General features: G+C 42.6%; 16 protein-coding genes. 9 read left to right on the top strand and 7 right to left on the bottom strand.

Going from position 1 to position 17,314, the window contains the following annotated elements; translation table 11 throughout:
- Nucleotides 1–25 precede the first annotated feature (25 nt).
- From ACIQXH_RS17255 to ACIQXH_RS17240, 4 genes are all read right to left on the bottom strand, one after another.
- Nucleotides 26–1,246 (bottom strand): MFS transporter, encoded by a 1,221-nt coding sequence (locus tag ACIQXH_RS17255; RefSeq protein WP_403124937.1) that lies wholly within the window; start codon nt 1,244–1,246, stop codon nt 26–28.
- A 137-nt stretch (nt 1,247–1,383) separates the two neighbouring features.
- Nucleotides 1,384–1,974 (bottom strand): TetR/AcrR family transcriptional regulator, encoded by a 591-nt coding sequence (locus ACIQXH_RS17250; RefSeq protein ID WP_403124934.1) that lies wholly within the window; start codon nt 1,972–1,974, stop codon nt 1,384–1,386.
- 141 nt (nt 1,975–2,115) lie between these two features.
- Nucleotides 2,116–3,516 (bottom strand): hypothetical protein, encoded by a 1,401-nt coding sequence (locus ACIQXH_RS17245; protein ID WP_403124931.1) that lies wholly within the window; start codon nt 3,514–3,516, stop codon nt 2,116–2,118.
- A gap of 271 nt (nt 3,517–3,787) precedes the next feature.
- Nucleotides 3,788–4,618 carry a TetR/AcrR family transcriptional regulator gene (locus tag ACIQXH_RS17240; protein ID WP_403124929.1) on the bottom strand — a complete coding sequence of 277 codons (831 nt, stop codon included), beginning with the start codon at nt 4,616–4,618 and terminating at the stop codon, nt 3,788–3,790.
- Nucleotides 4,619–4,713: 95 nt separating this feature from the next.
- Here ACIQXH_RS17240 and ACIQXH_RS17235 point away from each other — a divergent pair, with 95 nt between their 5' ends.
- The 4 genes from ACIQXH_RS17235 (at nt 4,714) to ACIQXH_RS17220 (ending at nt 10,773) form a co-directional block, all read left to right on the top strand.
- Nucleotides 4,714–7,797 carry an efflux RND transporter permease subunit gene (locus tag ACIQXH_RS17235; RefSeq protein WP_402988943.1) on the top strand — a complete coding sequence of 1,028 codons (3,084 nt, stop codon included), beginning with the start codon at nt 4,714–4,716 and terminating at the stop codon, nt 7,795–7,797.
- Nucleotides 7,798–7,813: 16 nt separating this feature from the next.
- Nucleotides 7,814–7,981, top strand: coding sequence for a hypothetical protein (locus ACIQXH_RS17230; RefSeq protein WP_403124925.1), 168 nt, complete (start codon nt 7,814–7,816; stop codon nt 7,979–7,981).
- A gap of 305 nt (nt 7,982–8,286) precedes the next feature.
- A complete protein-coding gene (locus tag ACIQXH_RS17225; protein ID WP_402871545.1) occupies nt 8,287–9,351 on the top strand; it encodes a C45 family autoproteolytic acyltransferase/hydrolase in 1,065 nt (354 codons plus the stop codon).
- A gap of 252 nt (nt 9,352–9,603) precedes the next feature.
- Nucleotides 9,604–10,773, top strand: coding sequence for an MFS transporter (locus ACIQXH_RS17220; protein WP_402871542.1), 1,170 nt, complete (start codon nt 9,604–9,606; stop codon nt 10,771–10,773).
- A 48-nt stretch (nt 10,774–10,821) separates the two neighbouring features.
- On the opposite strand, the gene ACIQXH_RS17215 is transcribed toward ACIQXH_RS17220, so the two are convergent.
- Both ACIQXH_RS17215 and ACIQXH_RS17210 read right to left on the bottom strand, forming a co-directional pair.
- Nucleotides 10,822–11,736 carry a TIM44-like domain-containing protein gene (locus ACIQXH_RS17215; RefSeq protein WP_402871539.1) on the bottom strand — a complete coding sequence of 305 codons (915 nt, stop codon included), beginning with the start codon at nt 11,734–11,736 and terminating at the stop codon, nt 10,822–10,824.
- A complete protein-coding gene (locus ACIQXH_RS17210; protein ID WP_403124922.1) occupies nt 11,733–12,821 on the bottom strand; it encodes an SPFH domain-containing protein in 1,089 nt (362 codons plus the stop codon). Before ACIQXH_RS17210 ends, ACIQXH_RS17215 begins: the two co-directional genes overlap by 4 nt.
- Nucleotides 12,822–13,138: 317 nt before the next feature.
- Here ACIQXH_RS17210 and ACIQXH_RS17205 point away from each other — a divergent pair, with 317 nt between their 5' ends.
- Nucleotides 13,139–14,326 (top strand): LL-diaminopimelate aminotransferase, encoded by a 1,188-nt coding sequence (locus ACIQXH_RS17205; protein WP_403124919.1) that lies wholly within the window; start codon nt 13,139–13,141, stop codon nt 14,324–14,326.
- 87 nt (nt 14,327–14,413) lie between these two features.
- Here the strand turns inward: ACIQXH_RS17205 and ACIQXH_RS17200 are convergent, their stop codons facing one another.
- A complete protein-coding gene (locus tag ACIQXH_RS17200; protein ID WP_402988926.1) occupies nt 14,414–14,650 on the bottom strand; it encodes a hypothetical protein in 237 nt (78 codons plus the stop codon).
- A 204-nt stretch (nt 14,651–14,854) separates the two neighbouring features.
- On the opposite strand from ACIQXH_RS17200, the gene ACIQXH_RS17195 reads away from it, so the two are divergent.
- From ACIQXH_RS17195 to ACIQXH_RS17180, 4 genes are all read left to right on the top strand, one after another.
- Nucleotides 14,855–15,571 (top strand): hypothetical protein, encoded by a 717-nt coding sequence (locus ACIQXH_RS17195; RefSeq protein ID WP_402959334.1) that lies wholly within the window; start codon nt 14,855–14,857, stop codon nt 15,569–15,571.
- 24 nt (nt 15,572–15,595) lie between these two features.
- Nucleotides 15,596–16,003: a GntR family transcriptional regulator gene (locus ACIQXH_RS17190; RefSeq protein WP_402871525.1), complete on the top strand. Its 408-nt coding sequence runs from the start codon at nt 15,596–15,598 to the stop codon at nt 16,001–16,003.
- Nucleotides 16,000–16,851 carry an ABC transporter ATP-binding protein gene (locus ACIQXH_RS17185; protein ID WP_402988920.1) on the top strand — a complete coding sequence of 284 codons (852 nt, stop codon included), beginning with the start codon at nt 16,000–16,002 and terminating at the stop codon, nt 16,849–16,851. The genes ACIQXH_RS17190 and ACIQXH_RS17185 overlap by 4 nt, the downstream gene beginning before the upstream one ends.
- A 184-nt stretch (nt 16,852–17,035) precedes the next feature.
- Complete coding sequence (locus ACIQXH_RS17180; RefSeq protein WP_402871520.1) at nt 17,036–17,308, top strand: phage holin; 273 nt, start codon at nt 17,036–17,038, stop codon at nt 17,306–17,308.
- Nucleotides 17,309–17,314: the final 6 nt, after the last annotated feature.

Raw genomic sequence — 17,314 nt, 5'->3', positions numbered from 1 at the left:
TAGCGGGGATGTTTTTTTCTTAACCTTACAAAGTTTTGATTCTTTCCTCTTTATTTTCAGTATGTGATGCGACCGACATGCCCAAAGCCGGGATAGCTGCCAGGGCAACGGTGATAGCGGATAAACTAAAAACCGTGAATAGCGAAGTTATTTTCAGCAATGGACCCGAAGAAGCCGTTCCAATTAAGAGAAATAGAATGAAGATGGGCGTGATGATGCCATTTGTTCTGCCGATGAATTTTTCTTCCACAAGTTTAATCATCATGGTGCTTAAGAGTATTTGCATGAACGCCATCATGAAGGCGGTGATGAATCTCATCGATGCCGTTAAAATAAAGGAAGTGGACAGTACTTCGATAACGGTGGAAAGGGCTAACAATAAAAACGTACCAACAAACGTCACCCTCACATGAAGACGATTAACTAAAGTGGCCGCGATGATTCCCCCAATCAGTAAACCAGCCCCTGCTGCAGCGGATAACCATTGAAGGGCTTCTTTTGGCAATTGTAGCCTATCCGTGATCAGAAAAACCTCGAGCGGTTGTACGAGGCCTGCTCCAAGACCCAAGAAACAAAAGGTCAGGGCGATTCTTTTCAAATTGTGATTATGGAGTACATAGTGAAAGCCTTGTCTAATTTCTGTAACAATCGTCGAGTCATCCTGTTTTTGCTTTTTGGCATCCTTCGGTAAAAAGAGCGTGATGACCGTGGATAATCCAAATGTAAGAATTAACAAGGAAAGGGAAACCGAAATGCCAAAATTCGAATAGACGGCCGTACCGATGATGGGTCCTAGAATCAAGAACAGGGAACCTAGGCTTTGCACGATGCCTATCGCCGAACCGACTTGATCTTCAGGGATGTGCCGTTTGAAAATCTTCGCGGAAGAAGGTTGTGAAAATTGAGAGACGATTGCTGACACGAATGTGGCAAAGAAAACGGCTTCCCACATCCCGAATGAGATGAAACCTAAAATGATCAGAATCGAAACGATGCTGAGCAGCCCGCCGCTAATGATCGTCTTCTTTGGATTCCAACGGTCGGCAAAGGTTCCGCCTATAAAGGAAAATAAGAAGATGGGGGCGTACTCGATGACAGTGATAAGGGATATCGCGACCGGATCCTGATTCGTTTTTTCGATAATGTAAAACAAAACGGCCATATTTCGAATCCATATGCTGATTTGATCAAGCATATCCGAACTCAACATGATCCAGAAAACCTTATTTTTCAATAATTGGTTCATCCACAGGCAGCTCCTTCTTAATTAATCTGACCGTTCGGTTTAATAAATTCCTAAAAAAATGGTTCTACAGGATTATCGTTAAATAATCGAGGAACATCCTTTCTTGGGAAAAGGATAAGAAAGGGATGTTTGTTTCTCTAGTGTTTCGAAATGCCTTTTAAAAAGACGTCCACGCTTTTGTGATATAGTCTCCTGATTTCAGGAAATTCCATCTCGTAATAGGTGGCATGTAATCCGGCATGCATGCCAAAGAGAATGTACATAAGGTCTTTGGGATTATCTTCGGTGAACGCCCCTTCATTAATTCCCTGGTCAATGACGGCTTCATACGTGTCATAATACTGACTGCGATAAATTTCTAAAATATGCGCAAAAATCTCAGGGTCAGCCGTTTCACTTCCGCCAAATTCCTCAGCGGCTTTAATTAAAGGACTTTGCAGATCTTCAAGATAATGGTCTGCCAATGCATATAATTTCTCTACACTCGTGCGGTAGTTCTTTTGCTTGATGTTCCAGGCGCGCTTCCACTCGTCGGCGTTATTCTCGACGATGTACAAGAAAAGTTTTTCCTTGCTTTTGAAATGATAATAAATGCTCCCTTTACTGCTTTCGGAGACGTTTGTGATGTCTTCCATTGACGTAGCGGCGTATCCCTTTTGGGCAAACAATTTTTCTGCTTCTTTAGCTATCTTAAGCTTAGTGGGAGAGGGGGTACTTTGTTGTTTCATGTCAGATAAGCCTCCAATGATAAACTGAACGTTCGGTCTATAATTAAATTATCGTAATTACCTATAATTGTCAATGGTGTTTTGTTATTCAAAAAAGCCAGTGCGCATTAAATGGATGCGCACTGGCTTAAGTTATACGGATCAAATCAAAAACATCGCCACGATCGTCGTCACGAATAAACCGATGCATACCGGAAGCAAGTTTCGGCGGGCGAGTTCAAATGGACTGACGTTACAAATGGCGGCCGCTGGGATGAGTGCCCATGGAATCAAGGTACCGCCTCCGACCCAGATTGCCGTGATTTGGCCGAGGGCAGTCAACGTCGCAGTACCGCTTCCAATCGCCGTCCCGAATAGATTTGCGACCGAACCGGCCAGGGAAATACCTGAAAACCCGGAACCATCCAAGCCGGTAATCGCACCGATGCCTGTCAGTGTGACGGCAGCTATCTCTTTCGTCAATGGAACCGAGGCGGCGAGTGCTGCACCCAAATCGTTGACGATGCCGAGAGAGGCTTTCGGTAAGTAGTCCCCGATGATTTTAGTGAAGCCGGAATCGCCTAAATAGAAGAAAGCGGCAATCGGGATGACCGGACCGAAAACCTTGAAGCCAAATTGGAACCCTTGAATCAAGTAGCTCGTTGATTTTTCAAGGCCAGGATGGCCATGGGCCACGAGAGATAAGATCAGCAAGATAAAAACGGCGGTTCCGCCAACCAATGCTGTTGCTTCGCCGCCTTGTAATTTCAGAAGCCAAAGAGCGACGACATCCAGTAAAAAGGCCAATGGGATGAATATCGCAAAAAACCTCTTCTGTCCCATCGTAAGTAACTCTTCATTCATCCCATCCTGGTCTTCGTCGATTGCTTCTTGTACGGTAGGTTGAATGCGACCAAGCCGCATATCCCGCTTCAAGAAGATGAACGCAGAAACCGTAGTCACGACGCCCATTGTGATGACGAGCGGGATGCTGGCTGAAATGACGTCACCGACCGGAATCGAAGCCGCATCAGCCGTGAGTTTTGGTGCCGCTTGAATGACAAAATCACCCGAAAGCGCAATGCCGTGGCCAAATAAATTCATCGCCATCGCTACGCCTAGTGCAGGCAATCCGGCCCGCAATGCGACCGGTAGCAGCACGGCACCAAGCAAAGCGACGGCAGGAGATGGCCAGAAAAACCAGGAGATGCCCATCATGACGATTCCAATCACCCAAAAAGCGAGTGTGGGGTTTTTAATGAATCTAGCAAAAGGTGCGATCATGACATCATTGATACCGGACTTCGTCAAGACCGTACTCATGGCAACAATGATGGAGATGATCAAAATGGTCGACATTAACTCGGTGATGGCGAAAGCGAAACTATTGAATACGCCACTGATGGAGGAAGCCAAACTGCCTGTAGAGACGAGCGCCAAAATGAAGATGCCAACGATGCAAATGAGGGTGGTATCCCGACGCTTTACCATAAACCCGATGATCAACACGATGAATAAAACATAAATCCAATGGAGAGCCGTCAATCCCATCCCATAATCCATCTCCCTCAAAATCTTCCTGATACAGATTATGAAGGGGAGCCCAAATGGTGAGTTGTTTTAAAAAAAGTCATAAATCGGACTTGTTGGAAAGCTGTCCAAGCAATTGTTGAAAAAAAGACAAGAATGAGAACATTCAAATGAAAGAAAGTTAGAAACACATGATAAAATAAATGGAGGGTGTTAATAATTGTACCTAAGGATGAATATAAAGAGTAAGTGCATAGAAAAAAGGCAGAAAGCTTAATTCAAAGCCTTCTCCCCTTCTTTAGAGTTAAAAATTATAATATTGGCGAAGTAAATAAGCTAGGTACTTGCAATGTGGATGAGCGTGAAGGTTCTCGAGCAATCCTTTTATGATGGCCGGTCCGAAAGTTTGTTCAATCAGTTGCTCCTTGAGCAGGAGTAAGGATTCTTTTTCAATGGACTCTTCGATTTCCTCAATCTTATTATCCATAAGATCGAGTAGCTGTTCCTTTGTCATTTCTTCGCACATGACAGGACTGATTATTTCCGTCAATTCTTGTGAAATAAAAGGAATGGTTGAATGCCTTGCCAGTATATTCGTTTTTTCCACAAGAGATTGCGAGAGTCGGACTAAATCCAACGGTATATTATAGAATAAAAATAAAACAGCATACTGTTGCAAGAATCCTTTTATACAATAGGTTAAATCATATTTTGTTTGAATGATATCGTCCCCATATAGTCGTTCAACCAATGAGAGGATACTCGTTTCATTGATTCTTTCATAGTGTTGAATTCGTGTTATGAGCTCTTCATTTAATGATTGTGCTTGTTCTTTAAAAATAATCTTAGCGAAGTCTGTATGGTTCAGATAAGATTTAAATGAGGTATAGAAAAATTCATATAAAAGGTCTTCATCTGCTGTGTTTTTGACTACGTGGTCAATATTTGAGACGAGCTGTATCATAAAATAATCGACTAGCGCTATAATCAATTCATCTTTGGATTTAAAAGATAAATAAAAGGCACCCTTTGAAATGCCGCAGTGATCGGTGATTTGCTGTACGGAGGTAGCGTTAAACCCTTGTTTTGCAAAGAGTTCGATGGCCGTTTCCATTATGAGTTCCTTTTTAATCATTCCATTCGCTCCTAGGTCATATTGTTGACAAATGACTAATTAGTCATTAGTATAAGTAAATATGTTTGATAAGTCAATTAAGGGTAGGTGTAAAGGTGAGAGGTTTAGTCAATTTTGTTCTAAGGAATAAACTAGCAGTGTGGCTCCTTACAATTATTATTACGGTATCTGGTATTTATTCGGGTACGCAAATGAAAACGGAGACAATCCCGGATATTACAATTCCCTATTTAACGGTGATGGGTGTATATCCTGGTGCTACTCCAGAGAAAGTGATGGATGAGGTCTCGATACCATTAGAGGAAGCGGTTGAAGGGCTTGAGGACGTGAAAGCCGTTTATTCCAATTCGTATTCCAATATGTCCAATATTCAAGTGGAATATGAATATGGGATCGATATGGATGAGGCGAAGCGTGCTCTTGAATCGGCAATTGACGGAGTAAAGTTACCGGAGAAAGCGGAAGAGCCGACGATTACAGCCATCAGCTTAAACATGATGCCTGTTATGGCATTGAGTGTAAGCAGTACAAAAGAGGATATTGTTGAATTAACGTCAACCGTGGAAGATAGTTTACTTCCAAAAATCGAGAAAATCGACGGGGTTGCTTCGGCCACTACCACTGGCCAGCATATAGAAGAAGTTGAATTAACGTATGACGAAGCAAAAATGGCTAAACTGGACCTTACGGAAGATAAGGTAAAGGAAATGATTCAGGCAAGTGATTTAGCTGTATCATTAGGCCTTTACGAATTCGAAGAAGGGGAACAGGCCGTTTCAGTAGACGGTAAGTTCATGACAGCTAAAGAATTGAAGGGAATGCTTATTCCTGTAACACCATCAGCTAGCAATCCAGCACCTTTTGTGAAACTTAGCGATATTGCTAAAGTTGAGCTAGTTGGGAAAGAAGAATCCGTATCACGTACGAACGGTGAAAATGCGATTGCCATTCAAATTGTCAAAGGGCAGGAAGCAAACACAGTTGACGTGGTTAACGATGTAAAAGATCTAATTAAAGAAGAAGAGAAAAAGATTGATGGCCTAGTTGTCGATGTCAGTCTTGACCAAGGGGAACCAATTGAGGAATCCGTTTCGACGATGATAGAAAAAGCGCTATTCGGCGGTTTAATTGCGATATTAATCATCCTTTTATTCCTAAGGGACATTAAATCGACGATCATTTCGATCATTTCGATTCCTGTTTCAATCTTTATGGCCTTCCTAATCTTAAATGGCCTGGGAATCACATTAAATATCATGACATTGGGTGCGATTACGGTTGCCATCGGACGTGTAATCGATGACTCGATCGTTGTTGTTGAAAATATTTACCGACGCATGCATTTGAAAGATGAAAAATTAACGGGTCGTGCATTGGTGCGAGAAGCGACAATCGAAATGTTCAAGCCAATCATGTCATCAACATTAGTAACGGTTGCGGTATTCGCTCCGCTTATCTTCGTTGGCGGTATGGTAGGCGAACTGTTCACGCCATTTGCATTAACCATGACATTTGCCCTTTTGGCTTCGTTAGTCGTTGCCATAACGATTGTGCCGGCATTATCTCACTTCTTATTTAAGAAAAAATTATATGGTGAGAAGACCGAGAGTAATCATAAAGAGCTTGGCAAATTAGCTAAGGGATACAAACGTGTTCTTAGATGGACATTGAATCATAAAGTGATCACTTCCATCATATCTGTGGTTCTATTAGCCGGCAGTTTGGCGTTAACGCCATTAATCGGTTTTAGTTTCTTAGGTAGCGAAGAAGAAAAAGTGATGTACTTAACCTACACACCAGAACCAGGGGAGCTCAAAGAAGAAACATTAGCGAACCTTGAAGTGGTGGAAAAGAAGTTACTGAAACGTGACGAGATTGATATTGTTCAGTTATCCGTAACAGAGGATGGCGACTCCATGGCCGCAATGATGGGCGGGGGCGGAAGCGGTGCCCTCATGTACCTGATCTTTGACCCAGACATGAAAAACTTCCCGGAAGTACGGGAAGAGATTGAAGAATATGTCTTCAATATTGGTCAATCAGGCGAATGGAAGAGCCAGAACTTCTCGTCTATGTCTGTGGCGAGTGATGAAGTCAGCTACACGTTCTACAGTGAAGATTTAGGTAAATTAAATGACGCGGTAAAAACAGTAGAAGGCGTTATGAAGAAAAATGACGGCTTAAAGGACGTTTCTTCTAGTACAGAGGATGCCTATGTGGAATATACATTCAAAGTAGAACAAGATGAATTATTGAAGTATGGATTAACTACAGCTCAAATCATTGGGATGTTAAGCCCTTCTACCCAAGAAGAAGTATTAACAACCATTGAAAAAGACGGTGAGTCAGTAGAAGTCATCGTTCAGCAAGATCAAGACGAACAGCCAAAATCAATTGATGATATGTTAGATAAAAAAGTACCAACCGCAACAGGTACGACGATGAAACTTTCTGAATTGGTCACGGTTAAAGAAGGAACCACGTTGAATACATTGGCCCGTAGTAAAGGTGAATACTACGCCACTGTTTCAGGAACCATCACAGATAAAGATATTTCAAAGGCTACTTCTGAAATAGATGAAGACATTGATAAATTAGACTTACCAAAAGGCGTGACAATCGGTGTAGCCGGTGTAGCAGCGGATATGTCAGAAACATTTACCCAACTTGGTTTAGCCATGATCGCAGCAATCGCAATCGTGTACTTCATCCTTGTTGTCACATTCCGTGAGGGTGTCGCACCATTTGCTATCCTGTTCTCCTTACCGTTTACGGTCATTGGTTCGTTTGTAGGTTTATTAATCGCTGGTGAAACGATCTCGGTATCGGTCATGATGGGACTTCTCATGTTAATTGGTATCGTTGTAACAAATGCCATCGTACTTGTAGACCGGATCATTCATATGGAACGTGATGGTATGAGTATGCGTGAAGCCATTCTAGAAGCTGGCGCAACACGACTCCGTCCAATCCTGATGACGGCCATTGCAACCATCGGAGCATTAATGCCATTAGCATTCGGCTCAGGCGGCGGCGGTTTAATTTCAAAAGGTCTTGGTATTACAGTAATTGGTGGATTAGCAAGTTCAACGCTATTAACATTGCTTATCGTTCCAATCGTTTACGAAGTATTATCAAAACTATTCAAGAAAAAACGTAATGAAATAGACGAAAACTAAAAGAGAGCCCTGCAGGATGATGATCATCTTGTGGGGCTTTTTTTGCGGCATTCCAGGAGATATTATCGGTGCCGACCTCAATGAAAGTATTGCTACAGTCCCTTTTCTAGAAGAAGAGTTGGTAACGGCTAATCATAATGCTAAGGAAATGGTCCGCGCTCAGAAAACGGATGGCTTCAAATAAAAGCTTATCATTTAATATTAATCGTTATTGGGCAAGCCATAAATAGTCATCTCCTTCAGATTCATAGTAACCTTTTTTTTACTATACCGAAATACTCTTACATTTACAGAATTATTTCCACGCCACTTGTTATATTAATAGGGGTCATTCTCATAGAGGCCATCATCCCTTTGAATGGTTTTAAAACCATATCCCACCGAATCAGTGAGTAATTTCTAAATAAAAAGCATTAGTTTCTTTATTTTCAACTATACATCGAGTATTCTTAATGGGAGATAACCACTAGGATAAAAGAGGGATAATTCGTGAAGCACCTATACAGTGAAATACTACAATTTAGGGGTACGCATTATGACTTTGGATTCATGCAGGGGGAAAAGTTAAAGGATTCCCTCACTGTTAAAAATCGTGAAGATCAGTGGAAAGTAAGGCAGCCACGTTTTACGGTTGAAGAGGAAGAGGTCAAAAATGCAATTACTTCATTTGCACCTGGCGTATGGGAAGAAATACTCGGGTTCCAAGAAGCATTAAAATGGCCAATCGAACGTGTTCTCCAGGAGTTCGGCGGCTATAGATTGGATTATGTTCGATCGGGTTGTTCGATCATGACAGGCGATTCGTATTTGGTGCGTAATTATGATTACCATCCGAAAACCTATGAGGGACGTTATGTGCTATTCCAGCCGACGGACCAGGGGTATGCGAGCATCGGTCCGAGCCAACGCGGGACTGGACGGATGGATGGGATGAACGAAAAAGGGCTATCGATAGGGTATAACTTCATGAATCGGAAAAATCCCGGCGATGGATTCATTTGCTGCATGATTGGCCGATTGATATTGGAGTCTTGTGCAAATGTCGAGGAAGCCGTTGCGATGCTGAAGGAAATTCCGCATCGACATTCATTCACATACGTCGTTCATGATGGAAGTGGGAAGAGTTTTATAATAGAAACGTCCCCAAGAAATGTGGAGGTCCGGACAGCGACTGCCTGCACCAATCATTTTGAGATCCTGAAGCATGAAAACCGTCATCATCTTGTGGATTCGAAACGGAGATTGGACACTATCCATCAACAACAGGATAGCATCTCGGATACATATGAAGCATTTCGTTTGTTTAACGACACCAATCAGGGTGTTTTTTCCGATTTGTATAGCAGCTGGGCAGGGACGATCCATACGTCGGTTTATTTGCCGCGTGAAATGAAAGCATGGATTGCACTGGGCGGCAATCAGGAGCCTACGGTTTTGGACTTTGCAAAATGGCTTGCAGGAGAAGATATTGAAAAAGAAAGAATCATGGGTGTGATTGATACCACCATCCCATTTGTACATATGGATGAAGGGGCGAATTGGTTCCGTGAGTAAGAGTGGATAATGGAGGCTCGATCTTTGGATTGGGCTTCTTTATTTATTCGTGTCTCCAAAATTGAGTGTATTTTTACATGATGAGGGATAATATGTAGGGATGACGACATCATTATTAGATTAAAACGAATGAACATAGTATGAAACAATGCTGTGTAAAGGGATAGTTGTATAATAGAATGGATGGTAAAGTGGATACATATAAAATCTAACAGAAGATTCTACCAAATGGGGAATAGAGGGAGATAAATCATGGAAACAAAAAAGGTATTACCCGTTCTTTTCTTAGTGATGTTTTTAGTCATGGTTGGGTTTGGAATCATCATTCCCGTCATGCCTTTCCTGGCTGAAAAAGTGGGAGGAAGCCCGACAGAGCTTGGTCTTTTGATGGCTGTCTATTCGTTCATGCAATTGATATTCGCACCAATGTGGGGCCGCGTATCTGACCGGATTGGCCGGAAGCCGGTTATGATGATCGGGATCGCAGGCTTGGCTGTTTCGTTTTTCATCATGGCATCGGCGGATTCTTTACTGGTGTTATTCATCGCCAGGATTATCGGGGGTGCCTTATCTTCAGCGAATATGCCAACTGCCATGGCATACGTAGCAGATATTACGACACCTGAAGAACGGGGAAAAGGGATGGGAATCATTGGGGCCGCTACAGGACTTGGCTTCATATTCGGTCCGGCCATTGGTGGGATATTCTCGGAGACGAGTTTGAATATGCCGTTTTACATCGCCGGCATTTCATCCATCATTACCCTCATATTAGTCATGATATTACTGAAAGAATCGCTTACTGAAGAAAAAAGATCCCACCGGACGGAAGAAAAGGTGTCCATGTGGAAATCCTTTAAAGGTCCGATGAGCGTCCTGTTTATTCTGCAATTGATCATTACCCTTTCCATGGCGGGCTTAGAGACGACGTTTGCTTATTTTGCAGCCCAAAAGGCTGATATAAGTCTTGTTCAATTAGGTTATATCTTTATGATCATGGGATTCGGTAGTGCGATTGTTCAAGGTGGATTAATCGGACCGATGACCAAGAAGTTCGGGGAAGGAAACGTCATTCGAATCGGAATTGTCGTATCGGCGATTGGATTTGTGCTCATCTTGTTCTCGACTAATTTCTGGACATCGGCGATTTTCCTGACGATTTTCGGATTGGGGAACGGTGTCATCCGCCCTGCCATCTCGGCACTGGTCACTAAAAGTTCAACATCCGGCCATGGTGGGGTCACGGGCTTACTTTCTTCCTTTGATTCATTCGGAAGGATTGCGGGCCCTCCTATAGGTGGTTGGTTATTCTCCATCTCCATCGGTTTACCTTTTATATCCGGTGCGATCCTATCACTGTTTGCATTGGTCCTTTATCAAGTGTTCCATGCAAGGAAACGATCAGTGGAAACAAGCATCTAATCAAGAACATAAATAAGAAAAAACGAGTTAGGAAATTCCTACTCGTTTTTATTTTTGGCTGATGACTTTGATCTTGGAGAGCACCCAATCATATTCCCCGCTTGAAATTACGCTATCGCAATATTCGCATTGTCCGGATGCATTGATACTGACATTCGCCCCACAGTTTGGACATTGCGTCACATCATATTTCTCTTTTTGAGTCTCGGTCAATACGGTTTCCTTCCGGATCAGTGTCCAGATATAAGACATGTAAATATCCCGGTCAGGATTGCCTTTGAGGACTTTCTTGGTGTGATCATCGATTACGTAATCATTCATCCGGGCTTTGATATATACATCGAGTTCGTCATTGGATCCGTCATTTTCATAGCGAACGATTTTCGATTCAAGGATGGCGATATTTTCGACCACATTCGTTTTATGCTGGTCAATATAGGACTGTAATTGCCGGTTATGCATATTGAATAATGGATCCGTTTCAAACGGTCGGATACTGTTCCACTGTTTCTCCATCCAAGCTTGCTGTAATTGGAGAAACATATTATTGATTTTCGATAAAAACACTTCATCATGAAACAGAGGATCTTTCGATTTCAATCCTGCAAGATTAGCGTCTACAGGCCGGTAGGCAGGCTCTGGGCTTTTTACGGTATTCCTATTGGATGTGGTGCCTCTTCGTTGTGTTTGTTGGCTGCTTTTACCGAATTTTTTATAGGCAAAGAAAGCGATGATCAAAATGACTCCCAATACGGGATATTTTTTTAGAAAGTAAAACAAAAACCATAAGTCGATGCCTTCCCCTGAAGTCGTGGAAGTATTGACGAATTCGTCTTCCGGTTCCTCATTATGCGATACACCATTCCCTACATCGGCTAGTGTGACATCGACGGGAAAGATGAGGAGGGAGGTGAAACCGAAAAGCATTGTGATGATCAAATGAATGTTCCATTTCTTCATCATTTTAGTTTATTCCCGCATTCTGCACAGAATTTAGAATTCGGCGTATTGGGATGGCCACACTCCGTACAAAAGGCGGCAACAGCCTTTCGTTCTACTTTCGTTCCGCAATTGCCACAGAATTTTGCGCCTTTTTGATTGTCATGATTACACTCAGGACACTTTTCGGTTTGTTCAGACGGTGCCGTTTTCTCCGTGTGCAATGGTTCATTGTTCTGGTTTCCACCTTGAAGAGATTGGGAAATGAGTTGCCCAAAACCGAGGCCGGCACCAAGTCCCATCCCGGCTTGCATCATATCACCGGCAGAGCCTTCCTTTTCAGAAACATTCTCTAAGGCATCAAGCTTTCTGACATCTTTGTAGTTGTTCATGCCACCCATCATGTTAATGCGCGTTCTTTCTTTCAAGAACTTCGTTAAATCTTCCGGCAAGGAAATGTTGGTGACGGTAAAGGAAACGATTTCAAGTCCCATATCCGTGAATTCGTTTTCCAGTTCCTGTTTCATCGCATCGTTCATCACTCGATAGTTCTGGGATAACTCAGTGATCGTCACACCTTGTTTGGCAACGACATTGGAAAATTCGCTTAAGACATATTCCTTCAATTGCCCTTTTAGTTCATTCAACTTATAGATTTTGTTTGTGGAACTGACGGTATGAATGAACATCTTGGGGTCTTCAATCCGAAAACCAAAGGTTCCGAAAGCCTTGACTTCCACTTGTTCAAACTTTGGATCATTAATCCAAATCGGGTTGGATGTCCCCCATTTCTGATCGATGAATTTTTTGGTGTTTACAAAGTACACATCGGCTTTGAACGGGGATTTAAATCCGAAAGCCCAGCCTTTAATGTCTGCTAAGATAGGCAGGTTCTTCGTCTCAAGCTTATACATTCCTTCGCTAAATACATCAGCCACTTTTCCTTCCTCAACGAAAACGGCGTTTTGGCCTGGGCGTACGGTCAACTGTGCCCCATTTTGAATCTCGTTATCTTTCATGGGGAACTTATAGACCAAGGTATCGTTGGTGGCGTCTTCCCATTCGATAATATCAAGAAATTGTTTACCCATAAAATCCTTAAAACCCATAGTGTCATCCTCATTTCAACATGTAGTACGTCCCGATTGCATTTCTATATATATTCATATATTGATAATATTTCCCATTACATTTTATAATAAATGGTAAATGGTGTAAATGATTAAGGGGAATCTATGAGTCTACCTGTTGGTTTATTCAATATTCAAGATATCCTTTCATAATAAAGGTTTTGGAGGTATTCGTGAACTAACCACGAACTGTTTAGATAACGTAAAGAACAAATTCCACCTATAAAGCTGACAAGCTAGGAACAGGACATTTACTAAAGCACTAGATAAAAAACACGAGGTGAAGGGGACTTATCATGAAAATTACTCCATCTGCAAAAGTAGGGAATTTCGAAACGGGAATCTTTTCGGAGCTGGCGAACCGTAAACAAAAGGCGTTGAGGGAAGGCAAAGATGTTATTGATTTGAGTGTCGGAAGTCCGGATATGCCTCCGCCGGACTTTGTAAGAGATACACTTGTAAAGTATGCAAAAGATCCAACTGCATACGGGTATACGTTGAAGGGAATACCGGAATTCCATAATGCTGTTTGTTCTTTTTATGAACAGCGTTACGGGGTGCATCTTGAGCCGGATACGGAAGTATTGCAGCTGATGGGATCGCAGGATGGACTTGCCCATTTGGCGACTGCGATGATTGACCCGGGCGATTATGTGTTGGTGCCCGATCCGGGCTATCCGATATATGAAGCAAGTGTGAATCTTGCAGGTGGCGTGATCTATCCGATGCCGCTTACGCAAGAGAATCATTTTCTGCCCCAGCTGAGTGATATTCCGGCAGATATCTTGGCCAAGACGAAGCTGATGATCCTTAGTTATCCAGGAAATCCAGTCACGGCCCTTGCGGATGAAACCTTTTTTGCCGAGGTCGTCTCCTTTGCAAACAGGAACGACATTCTGGTCGTACATGACTTTGCCTATTCAGAACTGATTTTCGATGATCATCCTCAGATCAGCTTCCTATCCATCCCGGGTGCAAAGGAGGTTGGGATCGAGTTCAATTCGCTTTCAAAAACGTTCAATATGGCCGGCTGCCGTATTGGGTATGCAGTCGGAAATCAAGAGGTACTGAACATCTTAGGGACTTTGAAGTCCCATATCGATTATGGGGTCTTTTACCCGATTCAAAAGGCGGCCGAGATGGCACTTACCTCCAACCTTTCCTTGTTGTCCGATCAGGTGAACGTATATGAAGCCCGTCGTGACGCCTTGGTATCGGGTCTCGCAAAATCCGGTTGGCACGTGCCGAAAACTGCTGCGACAATGTTCATTTGGGCCCGCATTCCGGCTGGATGGAAGTCACGCGACTTTGCCTATAAACTGATTGAAAAGGCGGGTGTAACCGTGGTCCCAGGAGATGCTTTTGGAAAACAGGGTGAAGGATATGTTCGAATGGCCCTTGTCCAGCCGGTTGAGAGATTGACAGAAGCGGCCGAACGGATAGGGGCGTTTTTGATAGACTATCAAATAGTGGCGCAGGATTAGATGGAAGATCCTAAGCCTAATGTCATTTGTTATTTCGGATTAGGTATTTCCAGACCGTTCATATAGTTGAACGGTCTTTTCTTGTTATTAATTCTTTCCCCATTTTGTTGGGACTAGGTAAGCTAAAGTGGCCGCTACTGTTGCAATCAATAAAGTCGGGATTTGTGACTGGTCACCAAAAGTCACTTCCTGGGTTAATGGGAGGCTCAGTTGTGCGTTGGTGGGATCGGGAGTGTATGTAGCGGTTAATAATAGACCTGCTGAAATGTGTAGCAAGGTAAAGAGTAACAAGAAGCTCAATATGAATATCGCATACTTTTTCATGGTACACCTCCTATTTTATTTACGGCTACCCTGTTAGAAAGGTTTCAAAAATTCCCATATACAAGTGCTAAGGGATTAAGCTTTTCTATGAGCCTATCAGTTTTTTTACCTAAAAATTACTTTTGTGGTTGATAATTGTATGTATTTAACATATAGTGTGTATATAGATATAAACACCATAACAATTTGAGAGGAGTTTAGATGATGAATACATGGAAAGATGCTTTTTGGCTCGCAAGTATCGAATGGAGGAAATCTTGGTTCGGCACGCTATGTTTATTTTTTGCACTGTTTGTACTGGCTGCTTCCTATTCATGGGTTTTGGAAGTGGAGACTCAGGCACCATCACTTTTGACCGACATTGGTTTTATATTGTCATTTGGTTGTGTGGCCTTCATGGTAAGGCCGAAAGAATTGCAGCTTCAAAAGGTGGAGGGAGATGTTTGGGTGTCCCCGTTTTTCATGATGTTAAATATGTTTCCTATCGAAAAGGAAGTATTGATTAAAAGCCGGTTTGTTCACATGCTGTTCCCTAGTCTGCCTTTCCAGGTTTTGTTTTTGTTATTATTTACTCCAAGACTTCTAGAATCCATGGTTGTTTTGGAGTATGTTGCCTTCTCGATTATCTGGCTGGCTTTTGGTGTTTCGTCCTCTTTCGTTTTTGCAGCAAGTGATGTAGGGGAACGAATCACCCCGATTAAGTTAGGTATATATAGTGTAGTCTTTTATGGTGGAGTGACGTCCGTGCTCGTGTGGTTATCCTTGAAAACAGATAGGGGAGTTGTCGGTTGGGCGATGGAAGCCGCTAAGAACTTCGCGATCGGGTCGATTCTCATTTCGGCAGTCGTAACGGTCGGGGGCTATTACTTCTGGAAGCGATATATGAAAAAGAAAATGTTCCAAATTGATTATCTAAAATAATGATATATAGGGAGGAGAAGTAAAGTGGAGCTGCCGGTTCGTTTATCAAAAGAATCAAGAATCCCCATTTATCATCAGATAACGGCTCAAATCCAAGCTTTGATAGCAAGCGGACAGCTGTCTTCGGGTTCACCTTTGCCATCGATCAGGATGCTTTCTAAAGATCTGGAAGTCAGTGCCATCACGACCCGTAGAGCTTATCAAGATTTAGAAACGGAAGGCTTTATCACAACAATCCAGGGAAAAGGGACGTTCGTGGCAGACGTTGAGGAAAGCCTACTCCGCAGTGTGAAAATAAAATCAGTCCAGGAAGCCATGAAAAATAGCATTGAAGCTGCACTTCAACAAAACTATTCATTCAAGGAAATTGAGGAGATTTTTACGGGTTTAATAGAAGAGCTCAAAACGGAAAAAGGAGAGGGGAAACCATGACAACGTCGCTTGAGATTCATTCTGTCAAAAAGAAAATCGAGGACTTTTCGTTGGGACCGATTGATCTGACGCTAGAGCCAGGTACCGTGACAGCCTTGATTGGGAATAATGGCGCCGGGAAGAGTACACTGCTGAAGATGGTCATGCAATTGGCGCGACAAGATGCTGGTGATATTATCATTTTTGGGAAGAATACGAAGCAGGAAGATGAAGCCTGGAAACAAAAAGTCGCTTATCAGCCGCAAGCTTTGATTGGCTGCGATTCGTTTACGGGGCATGAATTACTGCGGTTATCTTCTAGATGGTATCCCACTTGGGATAAGGTATTGTTTGACGAGGTGATCACAACCTTCGAGGTCCCCCTGAATAAGAAGTATGGAAAGTTGTCTCAGGGAAATCAACAAAAGCTAATAGCTGCGCTGACTTTAGCAAGAAATGCCGAACTATTGATCCTGGATGAGCCAACGGCTTCTATGGACATCATCTCAAAACAGCGATACATGAATTTTTTGATTAAGTGGATGGAGAGGGAAGGGAAAACCATCTTCTTTTCGACCCATCAAATGGAAGACATCCGCAAACTTGCTGATTACCTGATTTTCATGAATCACGGCCAGCTCATCGGTCATTTCGAAAAGGATCAGTTGGGACAGCAATATAAACGGTATTGGTTAACAGAGGATCTGCCGGCATTCTCCATTCCAGGGGAAATAGAAAGAAAGGGATTGCGGATGATTACGTCTAATTTGCCACTCGAAACAGAAGCGTATTTTCAAAAGGAAAACATGCAGTGGCATACGGATGAATTTGTTGAACTAGAGGAAGCCGTCACCTATTTGTTAAAGTGAGGTGTGGTGATGCTATAAGGATTTAAAAGGGAGTTCTGTCTTTGGATGGATCTCCTTTTTTTGGTCTAAGGGATTTTCTAGGGGGGCATGAATTTCTCGAACGCTAAAAGGACAAGCAGCATATGATATAGCAAGTTCGTACCATTGTAGTGTGGACGGCACTGATAATAGGGGATAGAGAAAATTGATTAACTGGAAAGTTCGTTTTAAAAATCCTACGTTTATTTTTACTGTATTTTTGCCAGGTGTTTTGATGGTAACGCAGATGGTTGCTGCGTTTATCAATAACTTTATACACCCGATTGGCTTTACCATCACCGATGATGCATTGAACGGGGCTATGGGGATCATTAATTTCATTGCGCTTACGTTTTTTGGAATCGGCGGCGTAATTGACCATACGACACAAGGCATGAGCGACAGTGATGAGGCTAAGAAATACGAGAAACCTAAATAGTAGATC

Origin of the sequence: Peribacillus sp. NPDC097225 (assembly GCF_044761955.1) — a bacterium.
In the GTDB taxonomy this organism is placed as follows: Bacteria; Bacillota; Bacilli; order Bacillales; family DSM-1321; genus Peribacillus.
Note: the sequence above shows the minus strand (reverse complement) of the source record. Positions and strands in the feature narration are given on the sequence as shown.

Coding starts and splice junctions, on each gene's coding strand:
- ACIQXH_RS17255 (WP_403124937.1), bottom strand. CDS start 1,246: ATGAACCAATTATTGAAAAATAAGGTTTTCTGGATCATGTTGAGTTCG.
- ACIQXH_RS17250 (WP_403124934.1), bottom strand. CDS start 1,974: ATGAAACAACAAAGTACCCCCTCTCCCACTAAGCTTAAGATAGCTAAA.
- ACIQXH_RS17200 (WP_402988926.1), bottom strand. CDS start 14,650: ATGAAAAAGTATGCGATATTCATATTGAGCTTCTTGTTACTCTTTACC.
- ACIQXH_RS17210 (WP_403124922.1), bottom strand. CDS start 12,821: ATGGGTTTTAAGGATTTTATGGGTAAACAATTTCTTGATATTATCGAA.
- ACIQXH_RS17195 (WP_402959334.1), top strand. CDS start 14,855: ATGAATACATGGAAAGATGCTTTTTGGCTCGCAAGTATCGAATGGAGG.
- ACIQXH_RS17240 (WP_403124929.1), bottom strand. CDS start 4,618: ATGATTAAAAAGGAACTCATAATGGAAACGGCCATCGAACTCTTTGCA.
- ACIQXH_RS17215 (WP_402871539.1), bottom strand. CDS start 11,736: ATGATGAAGAAATGGAACATTCATTTGATCATCACAATGCTTTTCGGT.
- ACIQXH_RS17245 (WP_403124931.1), bottom strand. CDS start 3,516: ATGGATTATGGGATGGGATTGACGGCTCTCCATTGGATTTATGTTTTA.
- ACIQXH_RS17205 (WP_403124919.1), top strand. CDS start 13,139: ATGAAAATTACTCCATCTGCAAAAGTAGGGAATTTCGAAACGGGAATC.
- ACIQXH_RS17220 (WP_402871542.1), top strand. CDS start 9,604: ATGGAAACAAAAAAGGTATTACCCGTTCTTTTCTTAGTGATGTTTTTA.
- ACIQXH_RS17230 (WP_403124925.1), top strand. CDS start 7,814: ATGATGATCATCTTGTGGGGCTTTTTTTGCGGCATTCCAGGAGATATT.
- ACIQXH_RS17185 (WP_402988920.1), top strand. CDS start 16,000: ATGACAACGTCGCTTGAGATTCATTCTGTCAAAAAGAAAATCGAGGAC.